Origin of the sequence: Nostoc sp. CCY 9925 (assembly GCF_963920935.1) — a bacterium.
In the GTDB taxonomy this organism is placed as follows: domain Bacteria; phylum Cyanobacteriota; class Cyanobacteriia; order Cyanobacteriales; family Nostocaceae; genus Nostoc.
In genome coordinates this window covers 1-24,532 of sequence record NZ_CAWUDO010000045.1, presented here as the reverse complement: position 1 = coordinate 24,532, position 24,532 = coordinate 1, and the positions used below count along the sequence as shown (strand labels likewise).

The 24,532-nt window shown below is 41.4% G+C and carries 25 protein-coding genes, 1 tRNA gene and 1 pseudogene; 15 read left to right on the top strand and 12 right to left on the bottom strand.

From position 1 onward, the window contains the following. Positions 1-27 precede the first annotated feature (27 nt). On the top strand, positions 28-648 hold the full coding sequence (locus tag ACM0OY_RS21670; protein ID WP_414570904.1) for a tetratricopeptide repeat protein: 621 nt from the start codon (positions 28-30) through the stop codon (positions 646-648). A 1-nt stretch (position 649) separates the two neighbouring features. Continuing rightward, the gene (locus ACM0OY_RS21665) at positions 650-805 is read left to right on the top strand and encodes a hypothetical protein (protein WP_414570903.1); all 156 of its coding nucleotides are present in this window, start codon (positions 650-652) and stop codon (positions 803-805) included. Positions 806-1,030: 225 nt separating this feature from the next. Here the strand turns inward: ACM0OY_RS21665 and ACM0OY_RS21660 are convergent, their stop codons facing one another. Both ACM0OY_RS21660 and uvrB read right to left on the bottom strand, forming a co-directional pair. Next, positions 1,031-1,612 (bottom strand): Uma2 family endonuclease, encoded by a 582-nt coding sequence (locus ACM0OY_RS21660; RefSeq protein WP_414570945.1) that lies wholly within the window; start codon positions 1,610-1,612, stop codon positions 1,031-1,033. 79 nt (positions 1,613-1,691) lie between these two features. Then, complete coding sequence (uvrB, locus tag ACM0OY_RS21655; RefSeq protein ID WP_414570902.1) at positions 1,692-3,689, bottom strand: excinuclease ABC subunit UvrB; 1,998 nt, start codon at positions 3,687-3,689, stop codon at positions 1,692-1,694. Between the two features lie 248 nt (positions 3,690-3,937). On the opposite strand from uvrB, the gene ACM0OY_RS21650 reads away from it, so the two are divergent. From ACM0OY_RS21650 to ACM0OY_RS21630, 5 genes are all read left to right on the top strand, one after another. Next, positions 3,938-4,405, top strand: coding sequence for a hypothetical protein (locus ACM0OY_RS21650; RefSeq protein ID WP_414570901.1), 468 nt, complete (start codon positions 3,938-3,940; stop codon positions 4,403-4,405). A gap of 344 nt (positions 4,406-4,749) precedes the next feature. Further along, entirely contained in the window at positions 4,750-4,932 is a 183-nt protein-coding gene (locus ACM0OY_RS21645) for a CsbD family protein (RefSeq protein WP_414570900.1), read from the top strand. A 311-nt stretch (positions 4,933-5,243) separates the two neighbouring features. After that, the gene (locus tag ACM0OY_RS21640; RefSeq protein WP_414570899.1) at positions 5,244-5,684 is read left to right on the top strand and encodes a hypothetical protein; all 441 of its coding nucleotides are present in this window, start codon (positions 5,244-5,246) and stop codon (positions 5,682-5,684) included. 106 nt (positions 5,685-5,790) lie between these two features. Continuing rightward, positions 5,791-6,312, top strand: a complete 522-nt coding sequence (locus tag ACM0OY_RS21635; RefSeq protein WP_414570898.1) for a hypothetical protein — start codon at positions 5,791-5,793, stop codon at positions 6,310-6,312. 337 nt (positions 6,313-6,649) lie between these two features. Then, positions 6,650-7,288 carry a histidine phosphatase family protein gene (locus tag ACM0OY_RS21630; protein ID WP_414570897.1) on the top strand — a complete coding sequence of 213 codons (639 nt, stop codon included), beginning with the start codon at positions 6,650-6,652 and terminating at the stop codon, positions 7,286-7,288. A gap of 34 nt (positions 7,289-7,322) precedes the next feature. On the opposite strand, the pseudogene ACM0OY_RS21625 reads toward ACM0OY_RS21630, so the two are convergent. From ACM0OY_RS21625 to ACM0OY_RS21615, 3 genes and pseudogenes are all read right to left on the bottom strand, one after another. Beyond that, a pseudogene (locus tag ACM0OY_RS21625) lies at positions 7,323-7,559 on the bottom strand (hypothetical protein); the annotation flags it as partial. Then, positions 7,522-7,728, bottom strand: a complete 207-nt coding sequence (locus ACM0OY_RS21620; protein WP_414570896.1) for a hypothetical protein — start codon at positions 7,726-7,728, stop codon at positions 7,522-7,524. The gene ACM0OY_RS21620 and the pseudogene ACM0OY_RS21625, both read right to left, overlap by 38 nt. Before the next feature lie 672 nt (positions 7,729-8,400). After that, positions 8,401-8,670 (bottom strand): hypothetical protein, encoded by a 270-nt coding sequence (locus tag ACM0OY_RS21615; RefSeq protein ID WP_414570895.1) that lies wholly within the window; start codon positions 8,668-8,670, stop codon positions 8,401-8,403. A gap of 82 nt (positions 8,671-8,752) precedes the next feature. Here ACM0OY_RS21615 and ACM0OY_RS21610 point away from each other — a divergent pair, with 82 nt between their 5' ends. After that, entirely contained in the window at positions 8,753-9,880 is a 1,128-nt protein-coding gene (locus ACM0OY_RS21610; protein WP_414570894.1) for a succinylglutamate desuccinylase/aspartoacylase domain-containing protein, read from the top strand. Positions 9,881-10,024: 144 nt separating this feature from the next. Here the strand turns inward: ACM0OY_RS21610 and ACM0OY_RS21605 are convergent, their stop codons facing one another. Together ACM0OY_RS21605 and ACM0OY_RS21600 are read right to left on the bottom strand one after the other, a co-directional pair. Further along, positions 10,025-10,831, bottom strand: a complete 807-nt coding sequence (locus ACM0OY_RS21605) for a lysostaphin resistance A-like protein (protein ID WP_414570944.1) — start codon at positions 10,829-10,831, stop codon at positions 10,025-10,027. A gap of 252 nt (positions 10,832-11,083) precedes the next feature. After that, a complete protein-coding gene (locus ACM0OY_RS21600) occupies positions 11,084-11,527 on the bottom strand; it encodes an AbrB family transcriptional regulator (RefSeq protein WP_096534519.1) in 444 nt (147 codons plus the stop codon). A 1,539-nt stretch (positions 11,528-13,066) separates the two neighbouring features. On the opposite strand from ACM0OY_RS21600, the gene ACM0OY_RS21595 reads away from it, so the two are divergent. Next, complete coding sequence (locus ACM0OY_RS21595) at positions 13,067-14,074, top strand: succinate dehydrogenase/fumarate reductase iron-sulfur subunit (protein ID WP_414570943.1); 1,008 nt, start codon at positions 13,067-13,069, stop codon at positions 14,072-14,074. Between the two features lie 105 nt (positions 14,075-14,179). Here ACM0OY_RS21595 and ACM0OY_RS21590 read toward each other — a convergent pair whose 3' ends face one another. The 4 genes from ACM0OY_RS21590 to psbX form a co-directional block, all read right to left on the bottom strand. Further along, positions 14,180-14,704 (bottom strand): TolB family protein, encoded by a 525-nt coding sequence (locus ACM0OY_RS21590; protein WP_414570893.1) that lies wholly within the window; start codon positions 14,702-14,704, stop codon positions 14,180-14,182. A 178-nt stretch (positions 14,705-14,882) separates the two neighbouring features. Continuing rightward, positions 14,883-15,440 carry a TolB family protein gene (locus ACM0OY_RS21585; protein ID WP_414570892.1) on the bottom strand — a complete coding sequence of 186 codons (558 nt, stop codon included), beginning with the start codon at positions 15,438-15,440 and terminating at the stop codon, positions 14,883-14,885. Between the two features lie 46 nt (positions 15,441-15,486). Next, positions 15,487-16,410 carry a Ycf66 family protein gene (locus ACM0OY_RS21580; protein WP_414570891.1) on the bottom strand — a complete coding sequence of 308 codons (924 nt, stop codon included), beginning with the start codon at positions 16,408-16,410 and terminating at the stop codon, positions 15,487-15,489. Positions 16,411-16,659: 249 nt separating this feature from the next. After that, complete coding sequence (psbX, locus tag ACM0OY_RS21575; RefSeq protein ID WP_414570890.1) at positions 16,660-16,779, bottom strand: photosystem II reaction center protein PsbX; 120 nt, start codon at positions 16,777-16,779, stop codon at positions 16,660-16,662. Between the two features lie 240 nt (positions 16,780-17,019). Here psbX and ACM0OY_RS21570 point away from each other — a divergent pair, with 240 nt between their 5' ends. Continuing rightward, on the top strand, positions 17,020-17,313 hold the full coding sequence (locus ACM0OY_RS21570) for a YggT family protein (RefSeq protein ID WP_414570889.1): 294 nt from the start codon (positions 17,020-17,022) through the stop codon (positions 17,311-17,313). A gap of 126 nt (positions 17,314-17,439) precedes the next feature. On the opposite strand, the gene accC is transcribed toward ACM0OY_RS21570, so the two are convergent. After that, positions 17,440-18,783 carry an acetyl-CoA carboxylase biotin carboxylase subunit gene (accC, locus tag ACM0OY_RS21565; protein WP_414570888.1) on the bottom strand — a complete coding sequence of 448 codons (1,344 nt, stop codon included), beginning with the start codon at positions 18,781-18,783 and terminating at the stop codon, positions 17,440-17,442. A gap of 438 nt (positions 18,784-19,221) precedes the next feature. On the opposite strand from accC, the gene ACM0OY_RS21560 reads away from it, so the two are divergent. The 5 genes from ACM0OY_RS21560 (at position 19,222) to ACM0OY_RS21540 (ending at position 24,303) form a co-directional block, all read left to right on the top strand. Then, positions 19,222-19,302 (top strand) — tRNA-Leu (locus ACM0OY_RS21560). Between the two features lie 170 nt (positions 19,303-19,472). Beyond that, positions 19,473-20,102, top strand: a complete 630-nt coding sequence (locus tag ACM0OY_RS21555; protein ID WP_414570887.1) for a chorismate lyase — start codon at positions 19,473-19,475, stop codon at positions 20,100-20,102. A gap of 650 nt (positions 20,103-20,752) precedes the next feature. Further along, the gene (locus tag ACM0OY_RS21550; protein ID WP_414570886.1) at positions 20,753-22,468 is read left to right on the top strand and encodes a DUF3352 domain-containing protein; all 1,716 of its coding nucleotides are present in this window, start codon (positions 20,753-20,755) and stop codon (positions 22,466-22,468) included. Positions 22,469-22,770: 302 nt separating this feature from the next. After that, the gene (ccsB, locus tag ACM0OY_RS21545) at positions 22,771-23,832 is read left to right on the top strand and encodes a c-type cytochrome biogenesis protein CcsB (RefSeq protein WP_414570885.1); all 1,062 of its coding nucleotides are present in this window, start codon (positions 22,771-22,773) and stop codon (positions 23,830-23,832) included. A gap of 162 nt (positions 23,833-23,994) precedes the next feature. Next, positions 23,995-24,303, top strand: coding sequence for a KGK domain-containing protein (locus tag ACM0OY_RS21540; RefSeq protein WP_414570884.1), 309 nt, complete (start codon positions 23,995-23,997; stop codon positions 24,301-24,303). Positions 24,304-24,532: the final 229 nt, after the last annotated feature.

Here is a 24,532-nt window from a genome sequence, read left to right as displayed (position 1 = left end):
CGAAGAAAGCTCCCAAAGTTCTAATTTATGTTTTTTTCAAATTCATTAGAAAATAAACTCCAGCACTGGAACGAAACCATTCGCAATCAACCAAAAAATCCCAATGCTTACATTCACCGAGGTATGGTTAACTTTCAGCTAGCTAAAATTGATGAATCTATTGAAGATTTTGATACAGCAGAGCAATTGGATATCCGCATCAAACCCTACCTCTGGCAACGTGGATTATCGTACTATTATGCAGAAAGATTTGCCCAGGGCGCTCAACAATTTGAAATAGATTTGACTGTGAATGCTCAAGATGTGGAAGAAACAGTATGGCGATATCTCTGCATAGCTCGGATGTCAGGTGTTGAAGAGGCACGTAATTCTTTACTAACTGTAAAAAATGACCCTCGGCGTGTGATGCAGCGCGTATATGATTTGTATGCAGGAAATTGTACGCCAGATGATGTTTTAAATGTTGGGCGATCGCAAGGCATAAATGGAAATTTTTACAGTCATCTTTATTTGGGATTATATTATGAAGCTGAAAATAATCTTGATTTGGCTCAGGAATATATAGTTAAAGCTGCTGATAATTACAAAATTGATGATTATATGTGGTATTTGGCGCAGGTACATAAAAAGCTACGAGGATGGTTTTGATTTGGATATTTTGATTGCAGGAATAGCGATCGCAATACTTGTCGGGTTTTGGGGAAAAGGGGAAGGGGAAAGGGGGAAAGAAAAAACCTTTAACCTTTACCCGGTTGGTGAGCTTGTCGAACCATTAACCTTTTCCCCAAATCCAATGCCGAGTTAAAAATGCACAAAGCGAGCAGTATAGCCGTAGTCACACAGGTTAGGACATTTTGAAAGCATGGAAGCTAGGAATAGTAATACTTTTACCTCCTGCCTCCTGCCTCCTGCCTTCTGCCTTCTGCTATATTGATAGCGATCGCACTTCCAGCGACTCTTGTCACTCACAATGTCAAAGAATTTTCGAGAGTTACGGGACTTGCGATCGCTAACTGGTATTGACTATGTTTCAATTTTCCGTGGTTTCGGCTTCAAACTCCACTTGGCGGTACAAATGAGCGATCGCTATCTCCACATCCACCGATTCTAGCCGCAATATTTCATCTAAATTATACTCAGACAGCACCCATTTTCCCTGTTCACTGCGCCGAAACACTTCCACACTCGGTTGATCTACTTGTACTAAAACATATTCTTCCAAGGTTGGAGATTGGCGATATTTGGCAAACTTTTTCCCTCTATCAACTGCTTCTGTTGAAGGCGATAGCACTTCGATAATTAGACAGGGAAATTGTACCAATTGTGGATCGGTATCACGCTCATCGCAAGTCACCACTACATCCGGATAAAAATACTTTTGCCCTAGTTCTACCTGCACCTTCACATCTACAATGTATACTTCACAGGAGCGGTCAACTAGAGCATCATCTAAGAGCTTCGAGAAATTGAAAGAAACTCGATTATGGTTGCGCGTACCACCACTCATCGCTACAACTTTGCCATCCCAGTACTCGTAGCGTTGCTCTTGGGTGGGTTCCCAAACTAGATATTCTTCAGCACTCATCAAAATGCGATCGGGTAAAGCAACTATCGGTGCGATCAGTAAATAATTTACTTTTTCTAGGATAGCGAAAAAAGAGCATTTTCTTTATTGCTATCCTGACTAAGTATTAACGTCCGAGCATTTTATCTCGCAAATGTTTAATGCGATCGCGCAGTTTTGCGGCTTCTTCAAATTCCAATTTTTTCGCTGCTTCTTTCATCTGTGTTTCTAACAGAGTAATCAATTCTGGAATCTGTTCTAGAGGTAGTTCATCTATATGTTCATCTACAATTTTTAAATCAGTTGCATTCAACCGCCGAGATACATCTAAAAAAGACAAAATCGCATTACTTGACTTTTTCACTATCGGTTGCGGTGTAATTCCATGTAGTCGATTATGTGCCGTTTGAATACCACGCCGCCTGTCTGTTTCATCAATGGCTTTAATCATGCTGTCGGTTAGATTATCAGCATACAAAATCGCTTGTCCCCGAATGTGACGTGCTGCTCTACCAATAGTTTGAATTAAAGAACGTTCGGCTCGCAAGAAACCTTCTTTGTCTGCGTCCATAATTACTACTAGGGAAACTTCGGGTAAATCCAAACCTTCCCGCAGCAAGTTTACTCCCACTAAGACATCGAAGTTCCCTTCGCGTAAGTTCTGCAAAATTTCAATTCGCTCAATTGAATTAATCTCAGAATGTAAATACCGCACTCGAATACTGTGGTCTTCCAGATATTCGGTTAAATCTTCCGCCATGCGCTTAGTTAATGTGGTAATCAGCACTCGTTCGTGGCGGTCAACTCTGTCTTTAATTTCTCCTAATAAATCATCAATTTGTCCTTCTGTCGGACGCACAGAAATTTCTGGGTCAATCACCCCAGTTGGTCGAATTACCTGTTCTACTATACGACCTTCAGAAATTTCTAATTCCCAATTTCCTGGAGTTGCTGAAACAAAAATACACTGGTTCACTTTTTGCCAGAATTCTTCTGCTTTCAAAGGACGATTATCAGCAGCACTGGGAAGCCGAAATCCATGATCGATTAAAACTTTTTTTCTCGCTTGGTCGCCGTTATACATACCCCGAATTTGGGGGACGGTAACGTGAGATTCATCGATAACTAATAGCCAATCTTTGGGAAAATAATCAATTAAACATTCTGGTGGTTCTCCAGCCTGTCTTCCTGCTAAGTGGCGGGAATAGTTCTCTACGCCATTACAATAACCCACTTCCCGCAACATTTCTAAGTCGTAACGTGTCCGCTGATCTATGCGTTGCGCTTCTAATAATTTTCCGGCTTGTTCTAAGTCGGCTTTTTGCTGTTTTAATTCGGCAGCAATATCTTGACAGGCTATTTCTAGCCGTTCTTCTGGGGTGACAAAGTGACGTGCAGGATAAACATTTACGGCTTCTAAACTTTTAAGAATTTCACCCGTTACGGGGTCGATATAACGAATCGCATCTATTTCATCACCAAAAAATTCGACACGAATAATCCGGTCTTCATAAGCTGGGCCAATTTCTAAAACATCACCCCGGACGCGAAATTTTCCCCGACCCATTTCTACGTCATTACGGCTATATTGAACATTTGTCAAATCCCGTAAAATTTGACGTTGATTTACTTCCATACCTATCTGGAGAGGGATGGCAGCTTTGAGATATTCTGCTGGCATTCCTAAACCGTAGATGCAACTGATGGAAGCAACGACAATCACATCACGGCGTTCAAAGAGCGATCGCGTTGCTGAATGCCGCAACATATCTATCTCATCATTAATTGCCGCCGTTTTTTCAATATAAGTATCGGTGACGGGAATATATGCTTCCGGCTGATAATAATCGTAGTAGCTGACGAAATACTCGACTGCATTGTTGGGAAAGAACTCTCGTAGTTCGTTACAAAGTTGTGCAGCTAGGGTTTTGTTGTGCGCTAGGACTAAAGTAGGCTTGCCAATTTTTTCAATCACTGCTGCTACTGAAAATGTCTTGCCTGTTCCTGTAGCACCTAGCAATGTTTGGTAACGATTGCCATCTTGGATACTTGCACTGAGTTGAGCGATCGCTTGCGGTTGATCGCCTGTCGGACTAAAGGGAGCTTGAAGACAAAATTCTGTCATACAGTTTTGCTGAAAATACCCTGTCTGATGGTGACGATTTCACACTCTATCTATTGTAGCTGGCTAAGCAAGCCAGTAAATAGCAATAATACTTTACAAATTTTTACTATTCGGATTTACTTATGTGTAAGTTTTAAAGATTCTTATATCTATGTGAGGATTTTTAAGGTTAAACTTTGATACATAGGAAAAATTCATCTTTCCTTAATTATTGTAAAATTCAATTAATAAACCAGAGGTATTCAGTTATGGCTATTAGCAGTGGTGCTAAAGCGATCGGTCCTCGGCAGAAGTACGCAAAACTGAAAGGGGAAACTACAGTGGAAGTTGAAAATCACCAAGGCCAGAACGTGAATAAAGATCAAGTCGAGGAAGGTAGCGAACAGTCAGCACCAGATACTCGTGGAACACTCGCCATTGCTGGAGTTCGTCCCATAGGTAGCAGCGACTTGGAAGTTGCTGAAAAACTTTCAATTTCTGGAATTCGTCCTGTTAGTACCAGTACCTTGGAAGTTGTGGAAACCTATAACGCAATGGGTATTCGTCCAATTGGTGCTCACACATTCAAAGTCGTTGAAAGTATTAACCTCTCTGGTATTCGTCCAGTTAGTTCAAGTTCATTAGTAGTAGCCGAAAGCTATTCAGTATTTGGTAACCGTCCAATAGCATCAAATGATATAGACGATTCTGCAAACCTCATGGGTTTTCTAGATTAAACCAAAAAATATCCTCATAACTTTCATTAACCCAGTTTCTCTACAAAACTGGGTTTTTTTAATTTCAACACTCCGAAAATATTTGTATTTATTCTATGTCTTTTAGCATAGGTAACTAAGCTTTAATTATTTGATTTTAGCTTCAAACAATAGCTAGGATGCTTACTATAATTACTGTTCTGAATTCTGAAATCTGAATTTTGAATTCTAAATTTTTGAATATACCTTGTGGTGGAAGGCTTTAGCAAAAATCTTAAGTTAGGCTGTAAAGGTAATAACAAAGGATTTCAAAGTTAGTTTACAGCTTTGAAATAAACTTTTCATAAAATAAATAGGAGTATCAAATGAGCTTAGAAGATCGGGCTAAAGCTGCTGGTAAAAATATTGAAGGTAAAGCCCAAGAAGCAGCAGGAAATATAACTGGAGATCCAGAAGATAAAGCCGAAGGCAAAGCAAAGCAAGCTGAAAGCGAAGTACGTCATGGCATCGAAGACGTGAAAGAGAATATCAAGAAGAAGATTGACTAAAGTACATATTTTGACAAAATTTCTAGAATTTCTAGAAATTTCAGCAGGGTGTATGCCATTTTTGCAAAATAAATTGTGATGTGTTCAAGAGCCAAGCTAAACCCATTTTCTATACCTTAGACAAGGTATATAACAGGTTAGAAACTTGAGTTGGATAAATTATGTAAAGACGTTATTAATAACGTCTTTACACTTCATATACCATTTTCAGTTTACATCTGTAAAAAAATTAAAACTTTAGAAAATTCACTGGTTGTAATTTATCAGCCGTTTAATTTCTTATTGAATGTATCTTAAAATAGGAGGAAAAAATGATCCTACTTCAACAAAGTCGCAAAATATTGGCGACTTTCGTTTTAATATTGGTGCTGATGATAACTACTGCTTGTGCTGGTGGTACAGTGTCAGAAATTGACCGCACAACAACCCCGCCAGCAATTGGTCGAGATGTAGCTTATGCAGAGTTAGAGCGTGGCAATACCCCAGGAGGACAAACTTTTGGTAACTGGGTTGTGCAAACGTCTCGAGGATTAATTAAAGATGCCTATGTTCGTGATAACAACAAATTAGGCGTTGTGATTTCTCCTCAAGTGCGTCCTAACGAAGTGCGACCATTAGCAAAATCTTTAGTTCAAGGTTTTCGTAAGAATTTCCCAAATCAAGACTTGAAAGTTTTAGTTTATAGCCCTAACAAGCAATTGATTTTGACTACTGAATATGACGTTCAGACTAATCAAGTCAAGTATACCTAGTTGCTGAATTTCCCGTGAAGAAAAGGGGGAGCAGATAGAGATGCAATTAATCCTGTCTGTAAGCAATAAATAGGAAAATTTAGCCGTAAAAAAGGAGATGAGTACAATGACAAGTAATGAAGAATATAGACGGCAAATAATGAAAGATTTGGCTGGGGGAAATGTTGAATCTCTGGATGAGCCTACAGCCAATTCAACAACTGAATATCAAAATTTTGATGATTTTGCCCAACGTACAACACCAGATCAACGTCGCCAGTTGTTTGGTCGATCTTTGCATCCAGATAAAATTCCTACTAGCCAAATGGAGCCTGAATTACAACAGGCGATCGCCCAAATTAAACCCAATGAACGGGATGATGTAGCACGCGCCTTTTTCAAACATTTGAAGGAAAGAGGACTAGACGATCGCCATTTAGAACAACAGTTGGGCCTTTCTACACATCACCCTAGCCGCATGAGTGCTGATGATGTTAGCAAACTTGCGTCCTTCGTCTACCACAACCACCCAGACATTTTCCGCGAAGTGCTGGCGGAGCAACCAGGGATTATCAAATTTCTCAGTAATCCTGTAGTGGCAGGTATTCTTGGGATTGCTGCTGCTAAGTGGTTAGGTAGTCGCAAATAAATTTTGAGTTCTTACTCCCTTCCTGCTCAAAGAATACCTAATTTTTTAACGAACCGCATAAACTCAGAGCGGCTTCCCGCAGGGTAGGATGCAAAGATCGCAAAGGAAGAAATAGGATAGGTAATCTTATGGCGGGAAGAGAGTAATTTGTTGTGTTGCGTAACAAAGTATGGTGGGCATAGCTCACCTTTCTTTTTTGCCTAATTCTCTTCTCTATTCTGGCTAGTAAATTTTGCTCTATCAATCAAAAATGATAGTAATATACCACAGGCATTAACTATCTTCAATTACATGTGATTGTTAGCGCTCTTGAATTTATAATCCATGAGAATATACCATGAGCCTAACTCTTTATTTTCTTCGTCACGGACAGACAGAATGTAGTCGTAATAATTCCTTTTGTGGTTCTATAGACTCAGAACTTACCCCAGAAGGCTTGGAAATGGCAAAAGCCTTTGCCGCTGCATACAGTTCCACAGCTTGGACAGAAATCTTTTGTAGTCCAATGCGGCGAACTGTGGAGACCGCAAAACCTTTATATCAAGCTCTAGGGATGGAACCACAACTTAGGGATGGTTTGAAGGAAATTAATTATGGCATCTGGGAAGGAAAAACCCCAGAAGTAATTAGTCGTGAATATCACGATGATTATATTCGCTGGTCAGCAGATCCGGCTTGGAATGCGCCAAATGGTGGAGAAATGGCAGTTACAATTGCTTCTCGCGCCATGCAAGTAATTGAAGAAATCAAGCAAAATTACAGTAGTGGCAATGTTTTAGTAGTTTCCCACAAAGCAACTATCAGAATTATTCTGTGTAATTTACTAGGAATTGATGTTGGACGTTTCCGCTTTCGTTTGGGATGTCCTGTGGGGTCGGTCAGCGTAGTAGAATTTAGCTCACACGGGCCGTTGTTAAAATTTTTGGCAGACCGTACTCATTTAGATGAACGTTTGCGAAATTTGCCAGGAACGTGAAGAGGAGGCGGGGACGAGGAGAATGGGGGAAAAGTTATTTATTATCGTTTTGTTGGTTCTGAGTTTCTGGTTCGGTGTATTTGCATAAAACGTTGATGCCGATTTTTAGAATATATAATACGACGATTGTGGCGATGTCTACGACGGGCTACGCCTACGCTCCATCAATCGGTATTCCATGTGCAGCAGTAACAATCACCAGTGAACCAATAACACTATTAAACAAAGAAGCGCTACCAGGGTTTTTGGTATATTCCGTGATTTTGCCCCGTAAACACAGTATGCACCAGTGCTTCGGTTTCATATACCCGCAACATATTGGGGTTAAGCATTCCTCGACTCACAAGTGCTTCGTCTATGGCATTTGTTAGTTTAACTTTCATGGGAACTGCACCCATAAAATCATTGCCGGCATTATTGGAAGTATTGAGATTTACCATAATAGCCATCTCCTAGAAAATTACCTAGCCTAGGGAGAATTTATTAGTTCTTGAATCAACGATTGCAGTTATAAGTGAATGTCTTGTCGTCACCAACATTACAACATTAAGCCTTAAGGTTACGACATTAAGGCTTAAAGTTACGAGATTAAGGCTTAAAGTTACGAGATTAAGACTTAAAGTTACGAGATTAAGACTTAAAGTTATAGCAATAAGCCTTACAGTTACAAAATTAAGCCTTGGAGTTACAATATTTTGACAAAAGCTTATGCGATCGCTAACAACACTTAAACAAAACTTAAGGATGACCTGGAATTAATCATTCCTAATCAGCACAAAGGAGACATTAGCAAAGGTTTAGTAGCAAAAATATTAAAACAAGCACAAATCAGTAAAGATGAATGGAAAGCACTCTAAAAAATATCGTGCTTGTTACCATGTGCGTCGATTTTATCTCAATACGGTTAAGTTAAGGCTAAAAACTAAAACTGATGTAGTAGCGCGGCAAGCTTAAAACGTTGGGTTTAAACAACCTAGAAAATCCAAAATGAAACTGTTATGTGATTACTCAACCCAATAAATTAAGCTTGCCGCGCTACTACTTTTGTGCTTAATACCAAGCGTATTGGATTTTATCCTTCAGTTTGTCAGCTTGCGTCAGCTTGCATAGTGTTATCTGCTACGCTGCCCAGTTGGTGATAAACAGCAGCAATTTTGTGATTCACTTAAATAATCTTCCAAATACCAGCGCAATTCAGCCGCATTTTCTTCATCGAAGAGTTGTTGAAAGGACACTGCTGGGGCTAAGCGACGATTTTCATATCCGCGTTGCCAAGAAAGTTGGATTGTTTCGCTTTGATGGGTGATTCGCAACCAATTTGTTGCCATTCCTGCTGTGCTGGTTACTGGGTAACTTGATGCTAGCTTATTTGGGTAATTCACGCAGAGGCACTCAGAGGAAGATTGAGTTTTAATTCAGTACAGATACAGCGATAATGTACTCAAATTATCAGCGAATTATTTTATGCTGCCAGTTATTGAGACTATTCCTTTACGTCAAATGGCTTCGGGCGATCGCCTTTTTTTACAAGTTTACAAATTCATCGGCGCTGAACCTGGTAAAAAGGTTTACATTCAATCTAATTTGCACGGTGCAGAAATCGCTGGCAATGCCGTTATTCACCAGTTAATTGAGTTTTTATTAACAATCAATCATACAAATTTAAGTGGGGAAATCTGGCTTGTTCCTGTTTGTAATCCAATAGGAACAAATGAACGCGCTCACCATTTTTCTCCTGGGCGTTACTGCCTTTACGAAGCTAAAGACTGGAATCGCATATTTTGGGATTACGAGAAAGAAGCTGATGATTTAGTAGCTTTTACTAAATCTCAACTTCATAATGATCTAGAGGTCGTTCGACAAAATTATCTAACTATAATTAAGCAACAATTCGCAAAAATTTTAGAAAAAATTAACTCTCCTAGTGCTGTGCCCTATACTGAGCTTTTTCGCTACAAATTACAAAGTCTCAGTTTAGACGCAGATTATTTAATTGATTTGCATAGCTCTACCAATCAAGCTTTAGACTACGTTTATTACTTCCGAAATCGAGAAGAAAGTGCCAAATGCTTCCTACTTGATTTCGGAATCTTACTCGATAAATATGATGGTGATGCTTTTGATGAAGCTTTTATCAAACCTTGGTTAGCACTGGAAGCTTGTTTTCAAGAGTTTGGTAGAGAAATCAAGTTTGATATCGAAGCTTGGACACTGGAATTAGGGGCGGGAATGCAAATCAACTCTAATTCAGTTGCCAAAGGTGTACGGGGAATGAAAAACTATTTAGCACAAAAAGGTGTACTGCAAATTTCCCATCGCTCATCTGAAACAAAAAGTCATGAAATGAATTTTGTATGCAGCCGCAACAGGAAGAAATATTATGCGATCGCTGGTGGTATGATTCAAGAAAGAATCGAACTAGGTAGCACTGTCAAAGCTGGAGAAAAACTGTATCAAATTCTCAGTTTTAATAAAGAAGGTAAGTTACCTACTCTAATTGATGTCTGCGCTCAACAAGATGGATTAGTTTATGATGTTGCAACTAATCAATCTGTGAATGAAGGTGAATTTGTATTAGGAGTTATTAGTTAAGACAAGAGACGCGATAAATCGCCGTCTGTACAATAATCATTCCCTTGTAGAGACGCGATTTATCGCGTCTTTATTATTTATCGCGTCTTTATTATTTATCGCGTCTTTATTATTTATCGCGTCTTTATTATTTCATACATCTAGTCAAAAATACTTAGCCAGCAACCAGACAATTATTCCAGTTCCCACTACACAAATAATTCCTGCAAAGCCGGCTAGAGGTTTTTTGTTCTTACCTGTGAACCAGTCAGAGACTTTACCTGTGTAAGTAATTAGTTCTGCTGTGTCTATAGTAGCGATCGCCCATACCCATCCGGCGTGCAATCCCCAAGCTAAACCCAAATTACCGCTAGAGGCAAACCGCGCCAATACCAATACCATTCCCATCAGCCACAATCCAGGGAGTTGAGGTACAGTTTCGCGTTGCTCCCAAACCAGATGTAAGAAGGCAAAAATCAAGCTAGAGATTATTGCTGCTAACCAAACCGGATAATCCTGCAATAATTCAGTCAACAAAAAACCCCGAAAAACTAACTCTTCTATCCCACCAACTAACAAAGCTATAAAGAAAATCGGTAGCAAGATGGGTAGTAGTAACTTAATATTCGAGTTTTGAAAAGAAGACCAACCTAACGCAAATTGCCCACTAAATACAATAGCTAGGCTCAGCACTCCTAAGCCGAAACCTAGTGCTAAAGAATTTAGAATCGAAAGATTGACAACAAGTCCGTAATCTAAGAAAGACCTATTCACTAACAAACTAACTCCCCAGAGAATTAGGGGAGCTAATAGGTAAAGTGACACCAACAACGGCATTTTTTGCTCTGGCTGCAAAAATTTGCTAGGTTGCCAATTGAGCAATATCCCTGATATTGTTACCACTGGTAACCAACACCCTACCCAGCAAATTAGGAACACCATCACTACAACTAGTGCAGGTGCATTTTCCATAAATCCCAGTAAGGCGTTGACCGAAAGCTCAAAAAAATTTGTCAACACAAACAAAAAAACACGATAGACTTCTTGCACTATAGATTTCCTGTTAATTAATCAAGACTCTACCAAACTTACTGACTCCGGCAAGGGGTCTAATCGTATTTTTTACCTCGACAAAATTCTCTCAACAGGGCTACCAGTTAGCTGTCGCGGTAAGGAAAAGTTATCAAGTATTCACCTGAAACTTATCCCTACCACCAGCTTTATTTACTCTTCTTCGTCTAAATCTTCGTCTGATTCGTCGTCAACGTCGTCTATATCTGGTGAGGTTAGTTTTTTATCACTTTCACCAAGTTGAATCAGGTGAATATGCTTGTATCCCAACCTAATTTCAAACTCATCTCCAGGCTTTAAGCCCATTGCTTTGGTGTATGTAGCACCAATGACAATTTGACCATTTTGATGGACGCTAACGCGATACGTCGGTTCACGACCGCGACCATCTTTTGGTGCTTCAGGACTAAGAGGAATTCCCCTAGCTGATAGCAAAGCATCATAAAAATCTGTGAGATTGACGCGAACCTGATTATTCTTAGTAACAGTGTAATAGCCGCACTGCTTAGCTCTTTCTCGGCGTGGTAAAGTGGAAAGTTCTTTTACTTTAGCAAGTAACGCTTTTCCGGTTAATGGCGCGGTTGCAGTTTCACTCATTATGCTCAATTTTTCCTTACTCTCTCCAAACTGATAAACGATGTAGTTTCATGCCAGTATTCGGCTTTTTAGCATTTGCATAAAGCTACTTAGGACTCTAGTGTAACGGGTGAATTCCTGCTGAACGGAGCCAAAAGCACTTCTATTATGGTTGTTCACAACCTATTAGAGGTCATAGTTACCAAAGAGATTTATTTTGGTGATTTTACGGTATTTTTAACCATTATTCGCCATTAAAAAGGAAACTATTTTCTCTTTTGGCGCTACTGTAGGGGTGTAATTTTCAGCCACCTTTACAAATTGGGTAGGTTCTACTACAAATGTGTCGTAGACCCAAAAAATTGCAGGTTTTTCACTTTCAGTGCTTGCCTTTCTTGCTTTTGAGTTGTAGAAATTTCTCTACTTATCCTCTCCAGCTGATGACAGCATAGTATTTCAATAGAGTCCTATGGGTATACACCCTTTTGTCCTGCGAGTAGAGACGCGAATTTTCTTGTCTCTACATTACGAATCAACAAAGCAGTATTAGCCGCGCTGATACGGCTATTGATTCTGGTTTTGTGACTTCGTAATTTTATATTAAATACTAGCATGGACTAATAATAGCAAAATACTTGTTTAATTTTGAATTAAACTTGCTGGTAAATTTTTATTTAAATCACTGGACTTCAGCGAGAAAAAACCAGTGACGATTTTTCTAACCCTTGATTGCAAGCGTGAGCATTGTCCAATGGCTTTTATAAAAATTTATCTAATTTAGACGAGTAGTTTTGACCAATGACTGAAATCCAAGATTTTTTGATTCAGAGGAAGCAAAAAGCAAAACTCTCGCGTATCTAGGTTTCCCGGTACAAGAACTTTTATTTGAAAGTCCAGAAAAATTTTTCTGGGTTTATTACCGTCAAGTAAAAAGTGGTCAGAGGATTCTGCACGTCTGTCTATGGGAAGAATAAATCTCTTAACATATGCTTAGCCTGCGATTTTCCCAGCATATGTTGATCGTGCGCTTTCACACTTCTATATAATCAAAAGATTCTGCCTTTGCCACTGCTTAACGGATTTTGATAGCTAGTTGCTTTAACACAACTTGACATACATTTAATTTGGATATTATCGCTACGTAGGAGATGAACAAGAGTCACTCTTCAGGCAAACCACCTTTGCTTGACACTTGCAAACAGGTAAATTAAATGCAAAGCTGGAATGACAATTTTGGTGTTTTAGCTCAAAAGTAGGCGTAAATCTGTTCTATAGCAATCCTATTTGATTTATAAACTACTCGTGCAGGCAGGGAATAGGGAGTAGAGAATAGGCAGTAGATTTGTTTACAATTCATTTAGGACTGCCCTACAGCAGTGCTACAAGTAAAACTTTAATGGTTATCCTTAAACTAGAATCAGTTGCTCTTTTATCGTCAGCTTATTAACATCAGACTTAGAATTCAGGGTAAAAAGAATATGGCTCACTTTTGACGAGTACCTGCCTTGACTGATGATTTTTGAGGCTGGTAAAGCAATTTTAAAATTTTGGTTAGAAGCAATGGAAGTTATTTTTAAGGTGATTCGACAGCAACAAAATTCCTCCCCTGTTGTACAAACCTATATTGTGGAGGCTCAACCTGGTAATACAATCCTCGATTGCCTCAATCATATTAAGTGGGAGCAAGATGGGACTTTGGCATTTCGCAAAAACTGCCGCAATACAATTTGTGGTAGTTGTGCTATGCGAATTAATGGGCGTTCGGCTTTAGCTTGTAAGGAAAATATTGGCAGTGAACTCGCCAGATTACAACAAATACCATCATCCGAAAGCAAAGTAAATGCCATTGGTGAAATCACCATCGCCCCTCTCGGCAATATGCCCGTGATTAAGGATTTGGTTGTAGATATGAGCAGTTTCTGGAACAATTTAGAAGCAGTTGCTCCTTATGTAAGTACGGCAGCACGACAAGTACCAGAAAGAGAATTTTTGCAAACACCAGAAGAGCGATCGCGCCTCGATCAAACTGGCAACTGTATTATGTGCGGTGCCTGTTACTCTGAGTGCAATGCCCGCGAAGTGAATCCAGATTTCTTTGGTCCCCATGCCCTTGCCAAAGCTTACCGCATGGTAGCAGACTCACGAGATAGCGATACCGAAAATCGCTTAGCAAGTTACAACGAAGGTACTAAAGGTGTGTGGGGTTGTACGCGTTGTTTGTACTGCGATAGCGTTTGTCCAATGGAAGTTGCACCACTAGAACAAATCACCAAAATTAAACAAGAAATTCTCAGCGAAAAACAAGCCAGTGACAGTCGCTCAATTCGCCACCGCAAAGTATTAGTCGATTTAGTCAAACAAGGTGGTTGGATTGATGAGCGTCAATTTGGTTTACAAGTAGTCGGTAATTATTTTCGCGACCTCAAAGGACTACTCAGCCTTGCACCTTTAGGACTGCGAATGTTATCTCGAGGGAAATTCCCCTTATCATTTGAAGCTTCTCAGGGGACACAACAAGTGCGATCGCTCATTGAATCTGTGCAGGAAGAAGAGGCAGTGGGGAGATGAGAAGGCAGGCGAGCAGGAAGAAGGGAGCAGAGGGGAAAGAGGTAATGTTTCATTTTCCCCCTTGCCCCCTGCCCCCTGCCCCCTGCCTTTTCCCAGTCCCCATCTCTAACGCGGTTCCTGAGGTATATTCAACGGTCGTCCATAACGGTCGTATACTAAAACATCCCACTGCCCGTTGTTACTGGACTCAAAAGCAATTCGATTACCATCAGCACTAATTGTCGGGTTGCGGACTTCTGCTTGCAAGTTAGAAGTCAAATTACGTGATTGGCGTGTATCTCGATCGTAGAGAAAAATAGCCGATCGCCCTTGGCGACTAGCTGCGAACACAACAAAACGACCATCTTGGGAAACGCTGGGATGATTGGCGATCGCATCAAATGAATTTAAACCTGGTAAATCAACCAAATCACGAGTTAGCGTATCAAACATATAAACATCTTGGCTACCCCGTCGGTCGGTAACAAAAACAATGTATCTTCCAGATATTTGCGGATCTAATTCCGAAGCGAGACTATTGAGACTGCGCCCCCCCGAATCAAAAGGATAATTCAAAATCCGAGGGTAGCCAAAACACCCAGTCAATAAACTTAAGCATATAAATACAGGTATAAAAAGAATTCGTTTCATAATAATTGGGCATGAGGCTTTGAGAGTGCTGATTGTTGACCCTGAGCGGAGTCGAAGGGTCAAGGCTGAGCGGAGTCGAAGGGTCAAGGCTGAGCGGAGTCGAAGCCTTGACTGTTAACTGAGGAGTTATTATTCTCCCCCTGCTTCCCCTGCCTCCCCTGCCCCTCTGCTCCACTCTCTACGGAGGCGTTACAGTTGCACCATTTGGAATATCTAACTCTACATTCGGCCCCCGGTCTAGGACTTCAATATCCCACTGACCACGGCTGGCGCTTTCAAAGACAAGATAACGGCCATCTGGGCTAATATTGGGCTTTCTGACCCAACCGCGATAGATTGGCGTGAGGATTTGCGACTGTTGCGTAGCGCGATCGTAAAGCGCTACTACTGGTCTACCTTGGTCACTAGTAATATAAGCGATGTAACGTCCGGTGTAGCTCAAGCTAGGACTTTCAGCAATGGTTTCCTGTCGGTTTATACCGGGTGTGGGAATAAATATTTGCCTTTCCAAATCGTACACCAGTAGCTGCTGATTGCCATTACGATTAGATACAAACGCTAAAAAGCGCCCATTTCCGCTCAAAGCAGGTTGCTCCTCAGTGTAGCGACTGTTGAGGGAAGTAGGCCCAATAGGAATATCGTTAGAACCACAAGATATAAGCAAACTTGTAAAACCAAAAACCAGGCTCCAATGAATTGGTCTTTGGAGCCAGAATCTAGGCGTAAATTTTTTCACCTCAAGTGTTTTCCATTGCCCCTAAATCTACCTCACACCAGCTGTTTTAAACATCGTCATCAAAATCCGTTGAATTATCTGGCCCCTCATTAGGCTTTTCAATGGGGTTGTATGGTACATATTCAGTTGGGATCGCGTCATCGTCTTCGCGGGGTCTTCGAGGAGCCGAATCAGTGGGTGGACGACGCCTTCTTGGTCTGGGAGCTACATCATCTTCGCGGCTTTCTGGTCGCCCAGTCCCGTTATTACTGCGGCGAGAGGGTTTTCTCGCTTCCCCACTGGAACTCTCCCAATCATCAACTTCCTTGGATGAAGAACCCCAATTTTCATCTTCAAAGCTTTGAGAAGGACGACTCGCTGGACGCCCGGAACTACGCCGCCGCGTTCTATCGCTTGGACTCTGCCTTTCATTAGTGTTGTTGCTGTTGCGACGTTCTGAACGACGGGGGGGTTGATCCTCGTAGTAGTCATCACGAGTTGAAATCTCATCTCTGCTACCGCGAATTCGGGCACGCACGGGGCGTTCCTCTTCGTCTTCATAAGGCAGCGGCTCTAAATCTGCATCCATCTGAGCTTCATAGTTCTTGCGACTGCGCTTGTACTGATAATTTCCGCTTACCTCTCGCTCATCATCCACAATAGGAGTGTTGCGTTTAGCTTGCTGGGTAGCTATACTTCTGAGTCGAATACTTTCAACCGCAAAAAACACAGTCGTGCCGACTAAAAGCAGTTGACCAAATTGGAGAATCGGGTCTAACCGCCATCCTTGGAAGATGAGAATGAAGCCGCATAGCAAACCAACTGCCGCAAAAAAGATATCTTGATCTCGTGACAGTTCCGGACGTACAGTGCGGAGAAAATACAGTGCTGCCCCAGCCACAGCCAGGAAAATTCCTAGAATACTGGCTGAGTTTGCCCCAAAATTTACCTGAGCCAGAATACTGGCTGAGTTCAGCCCAAAATTTATCATTGCTGTTTTCCCAATATCAAATCTATGTTAGCGACTCACAATTAAAATCACTACTCTAATTAGTCATCATATATTGAAGCTTCAAAGCCTCTGGCACAGAAGCTCTGAAGCTGTTCACCGAAAAGTAAGAAAAATGTTTTTCTCAGCTACAAGTGCCCGAGCAGCTAAAACTGCTGCTTGTGGTGCAATTATTTAAGTAGATAGCTGAGAAACCATCGCTTGTGAAAGTCTATTCGACAGTCCAAAGCATTATGAACGCTGAATTTTATCTTTTTGGCTAATGAAGATCAAAGCTACTGTAATGGGGATCACAATAGCTACACCACCCCAAAAGAGACTCCAAAGAAAATTTGCTAAAGCGGGCGTCATACTTCTCAACCTTTTTTTACACACTTCATCCTAATTTTAATGGTGTAGTAGTTTCTTGAGAAGCGTTTGGGCAGGAACTGTCAAACTTGATGATTGCTCTTTCTCAAGCAGTGCTTACTAAATTCAGTGCTGAGTTCCTCTCTATTGAAATAAAATTGTAATGAGAGTGCTTTACAAAGCTTCAAATTTGCTGACGATCGCCCAAGTGTTTTGTTTATTCACAGATAGTTGCTTAAACCGATGACTGGTGTTGACCTGACTGCTTGGATTCTTGGCCCGGTGTTAGGGCTGATGACATTTTTATTTATATTTCGCATTATTCTCACTTGGTATCCCCAAGTCGATCTGAATCGTTTGCCCTTTAATCTAATAGCTTGGCCCACTGAACCATTTTTAATCCCTTTACGAAAACTCGTGCCACCCATCGGCGGAGTGGACATTACCCCCATTATTTGGGTTGGTATTTTTAGCCTGGTGCGAGAAATTCTCTTAGGCCAGCAAGGATTATTAACTATGCTGGCTCATGTGAGTTAGATCTGGGCATTGGGAGTGCTGTTAGCAAAAGCGGGGCTGTTAGCTCATGCTGAGTGCTGAGTCAGGAGTTATGAGTTATTATTCTCTCTCATCTTCTCATGTCCCCAGTCCCCAATCCCCACTCCCCTAGCCGTTCATCTCCTGCACAAAATTTGTATACACATTACCCTGCAAAAACTGTGGAGTTTCCATGATTTTTTGATGAAACCCAATGGTGGTAGGTAATCCCGTAATGGCACATTCTCGTAATGCGCGTTTCATGCGGTTAATAGCAGTAGGGCGATCTGGTCCCCAAACAATTAACTTGCCAATCAAGGAATCGTAATAAGGGGGAATTTGGTAATCTGTGTAGACGTGGGAATCAATGCGAACACCGGGGCCTCCAGGGGGGAGATAGCCGCTGATCCGTCCCGGAGATGGGCGAAAATCATGATCTGGGTCTTCAGCGTTAATCCGGCATTCGATGGCATGACCACGCAAAACTACTTGGTCTTGGGTAAGTTTGAGTCTTTCCCCTTGGGCAATGCGGATTTGTTCCACAACCAAATCTACTCCAGTAATCATCTCTGTTACAGGATGTTCGACTTGAATCCGGGTGTTCATTTCCATAAAGTAAAACTTACCGGATTTATCCAAGAGAAACTCGATAGTGCCTGCCCCAGTGTAGTTAATAAATTGGGCAGCTTTGACAGCAGCTTGTCCCATTTTCTCACGCAGGTCTGAATCGAGAGCCGGACTAGGAGCTTCTTCTAGTAGCTTTTGATTTCGCCGCTGAATTGAGCAATCTCGTTCACCTAAGTGGATGACATTACCGTAGTTATCTGCCAAAACTTGAAATTCAATGTGCCGAGGACGTTCAATAAATTTTTCTATGTAAACGCCAGAATTACCAAAAGCTGCTCCTGCTTCCCCTTGGGCTGCTAGAAAAAGTTTGACAAATTCGTCTTCAGAACGCACCAGGCGCATACCCCGGCCACCGCCACCTGCTGTGGCTTTAATCATCACCGGATAGCCGATATCCTTAGCGAATTGTAATCCTTCTTGCTCGGATTCTACCAAGCCATTACTACCCGGTACTGTCGGAACTCCAGCTTTTTGCATGGTTTCTTTGGCAGTGGATTTATCCCCCATCAACCTGATAGCTTCAGGAGTTGGGCCGATAAAAGCAATGTCATGGGCAGCACAGATTTCTGCAAATTTGGCGTTTTCTGCTAAAAATCCATAACCTGGATGAATGGCAGTTGCATTGCGGGTCAATGCAGCAGCAATGATATTGGGAATATTCAAATAACTTTTACTGCTAGCAGGTTCGCCAATGCAAACCGCTTCATCAGCAAGTTGAACGTGGAGAGCATTACGGTCAACACTGGAGTGAACCGCAACTGTCGCAATTCCCATTTCTTCACAGGCGCGGAGAATGCGAAGGGCGATTTCTCCCCGATTGGCAATTAATATTTTGTCAAACTTCATTTTGGAGTTTCGATATTAGTACCAGTAGATTGACATTTTCTCCCATCTGATGTGCAACAACGCTTTGGCGTTATTTCAAATTATGACAGGAGATTCCCAACCTTCATCTTCACCAAAGTCAAGAATTGGGCTTGCTGTCTCTATGGAGCTTAACTAGATTAACAACATTGTTGTTGCCAATCTTGGCCAGTTTCCCAAATTAGTTTTTTCGCTCAAAAGGCATCACCCTTTAAACGACAGCTTTTGTCCCCCATTGTGCCTCTTACAGTAGCTCTAACCCTTTTAATATCACTTGTGCATCTGCGACATTTCTGTCAGCCTGATACCGCCTTGAGGAAATTTATAAAACCGCACACTGAAATTTTGCCGAACTGCAACTGAGAACTCACCTTACTATAATTATTTTCTTATGCTATAGTCTATATTTAGACAACCTACGCGGATGTGGCGGAATTGGTATACGCGCACGCTTGAGGTGCGTGTGGCTTTGCCTTGCGAGTTCGAGTCTCGCCATCCGCATTTTTTGGTTATTAGTCAAGGGTCAATAGTCAAAGGGTCGAAACACCTGAGACTGTTGACCCTTAAACCTATATGGGTATGGGGTATTAGCAAAAGACTAATGACTAATCACTAATGACTCTATGGTTTTTTATGCTTTTATAGAAATAGGTGAAGTTTTGTAAAAAACATTGACTATTACTTTTACGCCAACGAACAACTTAACATTGCCAGGGTCTTGGCATCGCCTAACTCCGATTTGGCAAGGAGGGGAGGAAGTAATTCAACGAAGTTTGCCTCACACTCAGCTTGCACCAGCTTGGCAACTACTACTTTTGGGGGACGGTTCGCCAACACGTCACTTAGAATTGCTTACAGGTGAGCCTACAGAAGTAGATGTCATTGATATGTCATTAATTGGTATGGACTTGGATAATGCCCCTGACTTAATCCAAGCTGTGCCAGGGCCGCGACTACGGCGACAAGTGTGGCTGCGTACCGCTTCTGGTCAGCGATTAGCCTATGCTACTTCGTGGTGGGAAGCCAGCCATGTGGATGAGTATTTGCAAAATCGCTCATTACCAATTTGGGCGAGTTTAGCTCGTCTCCGCACAGAGTTGTATCGGGATGTGCGAGGAATTTATTACGGTTACTCTCCGGCGCTACAGTCAGGTTTTAACGTAACCGGGCCTTTTTGGGGTCGCCACTACTTGTTTTGGCATCATGGAGAGCCACTTACCTTGATTTATGAAGTTTTTTCGCCTTATTTAACCAAATATTTGGGGCCTATGCAGCTGAGTACTGTGAATGGTGAGGTATAGTGGCGAAAAAGCGAGGATTTGGGCAAATTATGGTAGAAACGCAGAATTTTGTGTCTCTACTAAAATACTGCTAATTTGGAGATTATTTAACGCCAAAAGCGTGATTAAATTCCAATTATTTAGCTTTTGATTTAAGAAATTAGCTGTTGGTTCTCAGCAAAAATAACAACATTTTGGCTCTAAATAATACAAGCTAAGAAAAATTATAATTTAACAATATATGTGAGTTCAACGATTGGTAAGCAATATAAAATCCTGAATACTGAATTATTCTAAGTTAGATAAAGTTAAGACAACAGATAGTAGTTCTGTAAGTATAAGGTAGTGTAGGTTGCTGATGACTTGCAGCTTTGGCAACTTAGTTATATCCTCGAAGTGCCTGAAATCACAGATTGGACTATCGAAGACTTTCCGCAGAGGCATCCGTTCAAAGGAAGTGTCCTGCGAAATTCAACAAAGCGTGTTAAAAAAGGTAACTAACTACTAAAACAGCGCTTTTGAAACAGTAGCAAAATTGATTACGGAAATATTATCAATATTTAGGGTGGAAAAATTTATGCACTTAGCTACCCTAAATAACGAGAAACTTTTTGGTTGACTGAACCAATCAAGCAAGTAATGAGTTGGCAAGTATGAGGTATTAGGTTTCAATGGCACCGCCTCTTGTGTCTGTTCCCATGAAGAAAAATAAGAAACCGTCTCTGGCGCTGACGCTATCGTCTGCTGGGTTATTAATTGCTGCGGGGAGTGCAGCATATTGGTTGCAAAGACAACCATCTTGGAACGATTTGCTAGTAGGTGCAAATATTATTCCTAGTGATGCTCTGTTTGCGGTTTCCTTAACAACAGATCCCCAGCAATGGCAGAAATTACGGGAGTTTGGGACAAAAGAAACCCAAGCAGAACTAGATAAAAATTTAGTACAGTTGCGCGATCGCTTTCTCACTAATAATGGTTACGATTTCCAGAAAGATATTGCCCCTTGGGTAGGCAATAACGTTACAATTGCGATTCTCGCACCAAAAACAGTGAGTAAATCTGCACCCAAACCAGTTACCACCAATGAAGATGTAACTGGGGATCAGCAGTCGATGGTAATGGTATTGCCAGTAAAAAACCCAGAAATAGCCAAAAGCATCTTCGCACAACCCAAAAGCCTCAAACAAGGCAAATGGGTTGACCGCACTTATCAAGGAATCGCCATCAAACAAAATCAGGGACAACCAGGAGAAAATTTTTCAGCCGCCTTGCTAGATGGGCGTTTCTTAGTGATAACTGATAGTCCGAAAGCCACAGAAAGAGCGATTGATGCCTATAAAAGTCAAACATCCCTAGCAACCACAGGCGGCTTTGCGGAAAATTTCCCGAAAATCGCCAATAAACAACCCTTTGCCCAGTTTTACGTCAATGTACCAACAGCAGCCAAAATAGCCGCGGCTTCTCCAAACCGTCCTTTACCAGCTCAAGTTTTAGCCCAACTGCAAAATAACCAAGGTTTAGCGGCAACAATGATTTTAGAGCCAGAAGGAATCCGCTTAAAAGGAGTTTCTTGGCTCAATCCTAATAGTCAACGCGTGCTGGCGGTAGAAAACAAAGCCGGGAAAATGCAAAGTCGTGTACCAGCAGAAACCTTAATGATGCTTTCTGGTGGAAACTTACAGCGGTTGTGGGGAGAATATGTTTTAACATCTCAGGGAAATCCCTTCTCACCCATCGCACCAGAACAACTCCGAGGTGGTGTAAAATCTCTTACCGATCTCGATTTAGATAAAGATTTGCTCAGTTGGATGAAAGGTGAGTTTTCGTTATCAGTAATACCTAATACGCCAAAAGAAGGTTCACCAGATAATTTTCGTGCTGGTTTACTGTTCATGGTACAGACAAGCGATGCCTACGGCGGGCAAAGCCTACGCAAATCAGCCCAAGCAACTATGAGTCAGCTGGATGAAGTGATGGCAAATCAATATCAGTTCCAAGTCCAACCGGGGAAAGTTGCAGGTCAACCCGTTGTTAACTGGGTATCACCTTATGGTACTTTAACCGCCACCCACGGCTGGTTAGATGGAGATATCGCTTTCTTTGTAGTGGGCGCTCCCATCACTGATAAAATTGTTCCCAAACCAAATAACACACTAGCTAATACTCTTCCTTTTCAGCAAACAGTTCCCACAGAACCCAATCCGACAAATGGTCAATTTTTCCTGGATGTGGAACGAACTGCGAAAAATTTTCCCTTACCAACTCTGATCCCTAATCAACAAAGTTTGCTAGGTGCAACGCGCTCAATTGGTATGACATCTGCTGTCAGCGACAGTCGTAGTAACCGTTACGACATTTTTATAGCACTCAAAAAAGTGAATAGATAGGGGAGTGGGGAATGGGGAGTGGGGAATGGGGGAGATTAGGGACTTCCAAGTAAAAAAATATTCCATCATTGTGTGGGCAGGGAGCAGGGGGCAGGGGAGAAAAACAGTTGTGTTGAGTCCAGAAATTGGAATAATTTATTTTTTGGGGTTCCCTTATAAAAAAGCTTTCCACTCCTCCCACACCCACAATGTCCCATACTTCATGCCCTATTCCACATTCCCCATTCCCCATTGCCATTTAAGCAGATAGGATCAGAACAGTCAGAATCGATATTTTAAAGAATCCACGGAGAGAAGACTTTATGAATCTGGTTGTACTCCAGAACTGGCTGGACAATGCTTCCTTTGCCGTATTATTCCTGACAATGCTGGTGTATTGGGGAGGTGCGGCTTTTCCGAATCTGCCTTATCTAGCCGCTTTGGGGACAGCTGGGATGGCGATCGCTAATTTGTGTATAGCTACACTATTAGGGGCACGATGGATAGAAGCTGGTTATTTTCCCCTGAGCAATTTGTATGAATCTCTGTTTTTCTTAACTTGGGGAATTACTACAGTTCATCTAATTGCTGAAAATAGCAGCCGTAGCCGCTTAGTTGGAGTTGCTACAGCTCCAGTGGCAATGGCAATTGTGGCTTTTGCTACCCTGACATTACCATCTCAGATGCAACTGTCGGAACCCCTAGTACCTGCCTTGAAGTCAAATTGGCTGATGATGCATGTCAGCGTCATGATGTTGAGTTATTCTGCTTTGATGGTGGGTGCATTATTAGCGATCGCTTTCTTAATCGTCACTCGCGGTCAAAACATCCAACTACAAGGCAGTTCGGTCGGTACAGGTGGTTATCGCAGCAACGGCTACCGCTTGCACAAAGCATCTGAACTAGTTTCTCAACCACCAGCCCCTTCTGCCGAAAATAACGGCTTTGCTCGTTTTGAAAGTAGTAGCAACGGCAACGGTAACGCTAACACCGCTGTTTTGAATTTAGTAACTACTTCTGAAGCTCAAACCGTAGCATCTGCCGAACCTCTTTCACCGCAGCGCCTTAGCCTTGCCGAAACTCTCGACAATATCAGCTATCGAATTATCGGACTAGGATTTCCCCTGCTGACAATTGGCATTATTGCCGGTGGTGTTTGGGCTAACGAAGCTTGGGGTTCTTACTGGAGTTGGGACCCCAAAGAAACTTGGGCATTAATCACCTGGTTAGTTTTTGCAGCCTACCTCCACGCCAGAATTACTCGCGGTTGGCAAGGTCGTCGTCCGGCAATTCTAGCCGCCACCGGCTTTGTCGTTGTTTGGGTTTGCTATCTCGGTGTAAATCTTTTGGGTAAAGGATTACATTCTTACGGTTGGTTTTTCTAAGAACCTCACCAAAATAGTGCTAAGTGTTAAGTATTTTTTACTCATCACTTAGCACTTGTAACTCGTAACTTATTACAACCACTAAATCCATAAAATCATTATTTTATTTCGGATGAACTGCTAAATCTTTGGAAAGTATAGATTTAGTGATAGGAGATTTTTATGGAAGATGGATTTGAGACACTAAATCACGATGAGGTTGTGTCTATAGAACCAGACACTTTTAATAAGCTAAATATTGCTAAAACTTTTAAAGTTCGTGATTTGATTACAGCAATTAAGGAATATATTGGAGCAGAAGATACAGATGAAGTAAATTTGTATACTCAAGGATTAAATTGCGAGGTTTTGCAATTTAGTACTCAGGGATGGAAAAAAGGAAAAGTCAGACTTGCTTTAGAATTTTGTCCTGAGGGTTCTGAATCACCACTTGATGAAATTTTTCAAAAGCTCAAACAAGTGGAAAACTAATACCCAATGAGCAAAAGATCCCCGATTTATTAAATAAGTCGGGTTTCTTTGCCTCTTGATGTTTACAAATAAAAATAGGATGTGCTGAGTTCGTATCAAAATTAATTAATAAAATAAAGATGTACTAATAACTGAAGAACGGTCAATTCATCATGCCAAATTACGATTCATCAGCTTTTATAGCCGTAGTCACACAGGTTAGGACATTTTGAAAGCATGGAAGCTAGGA

Coding starts and splice junctions, on each gene's coding strand:
- ACM0OY_RS21670 (WP_414570904.1), top strand. CDS start 28: ATGTTTTTTTCAAATTCATTAGAAAATAAACTCCAGCACTGGAACGAA.
- uvrB (WP_414570902.1), bottom strand. CDS start 3,689: ATGACAGAATTTTGTCTTCAAGCTCCCTTTAGTCCGACAGGCGATCAA.
- ACM0OY_RS21650 (WP_414570901.1), top strand. CDS start 3,938: ATGGCTATTAGCAGTGGTGCTAAAGCGATCGGTCCTCGGCAGAAGTAC.
- ACM0OY_RS21645 (WP_414570900.1), top strand. CDS start 4,750: ATGAGCTTAGAAGATCGGGCTAAAGCTGCTGGTAAAAATATTGAAGGT.
- ACM0OY_RS21640 (WP_414570899.1), top strand. CDS start 5,244: ATGATCCTACTTCAACAAAGTCGCAAAATATTGGCGACTTTCGTTTTA.
- ACM0OY_RS21635 (WP_414570898.1), top strand. CDS start 5,791: ATGACAAGTAATGAAGAATATAGACGGCAAATAATGAAAGATTTGGCT.
- ACM0OY_RS21630 (WP_414570897.1), top strand. CDS start 6,650: ATGAGCCTAACTCTTTATTTTCTTCGTCACGGACAGACAGAATGTAGT.
- ACM0OY_RS21620 (WP_414570896.1), bottom strand. CDS start 7,728: ATGGTAAATCTCAATACTTCCAATAATGCCGGCAATGATTTTATGGGT.
- ACM0OY_RS21610 (WP_414570894.1), top strand. CDS start 8,753: ATGCTGCCAGTTATTGAGACTATTCCTTTACGTCAAATGGCTTCGGGC.
- ACM0OY_RS21605 (WP_414570944.1), bottom strand. CDS start 10,831: ATGGAAAATGCACCTGCACTAGTTGTAGTGATGGTGTTCCTAATTTGC.
- ACM0OY_RS21600 (WP_096534519.1), bottom strand. CDS start 11,527: ATGAGTGAAACTGCAACCGCGCCATTAACCGGAAAAGCGTTACTTGCT.
- ACM0OY_RS21595 (WP_414570943.1), top strand. CDS start 13,067: ATGGAAGTTATTTTTAAGGTGATTCGACAGCAACAAAATTCCTCCCCT.
- ACM0OY_RS21590 (WP_414570893.1), bottom strand. CDS start 14,704: ATGAAACGAATTCTTTTTATACCTGTATTTATATGCTTAAGTTTATTG.
- ACM0OY_RS21580 (WP_414570891.1), bottom strand. CDS start 16,410: ATGATAAATTTTGGGCTGAACTCAGCCAGTATTCTGGCTCAGGTAAAT.
- psbX (WP_414570890.1), bottom strand. CDS start 16,779: ATGACGCCCGCTTTAGCAAATTTTCTTTGGAGTCTCTTTTGGGGTGGT.
- ACM0OY_RS21570 (WP_414570889.1), top strand. CDS start 17,020: ATGACTGGTGTTGACCTGACTGCTTGGATTCTTGGCCCGGTGTTAGGG.
- accC (WP_414570888.1), bottom strand. CDS start 18,783: ATGAAGTTTGACAAAATATTAATTGCCAATCGGGGAGAAATCGCCCTT.
- ACM0OY_RS21550 (WP_414570886.1), top strand. CDS start 20,753: ATGGCACCGCCTCTTGTGTCTGTTCCCATGAAGAAAAATAAGAAACCG.
- ccsB (WP_414570885.1), top strand. CDS start 22,771: ATGAATCTGGTTGTACTCCAGAACTGGCTGGACAATGCTTCCTTTGCC.
- ACM0OY_RS21540 (WP_414570884.1), top strand. CDS start 23,995: ATGGAAGATGGATTTGAGACACTAAATCACGATGAGGTTGTGTCTATA.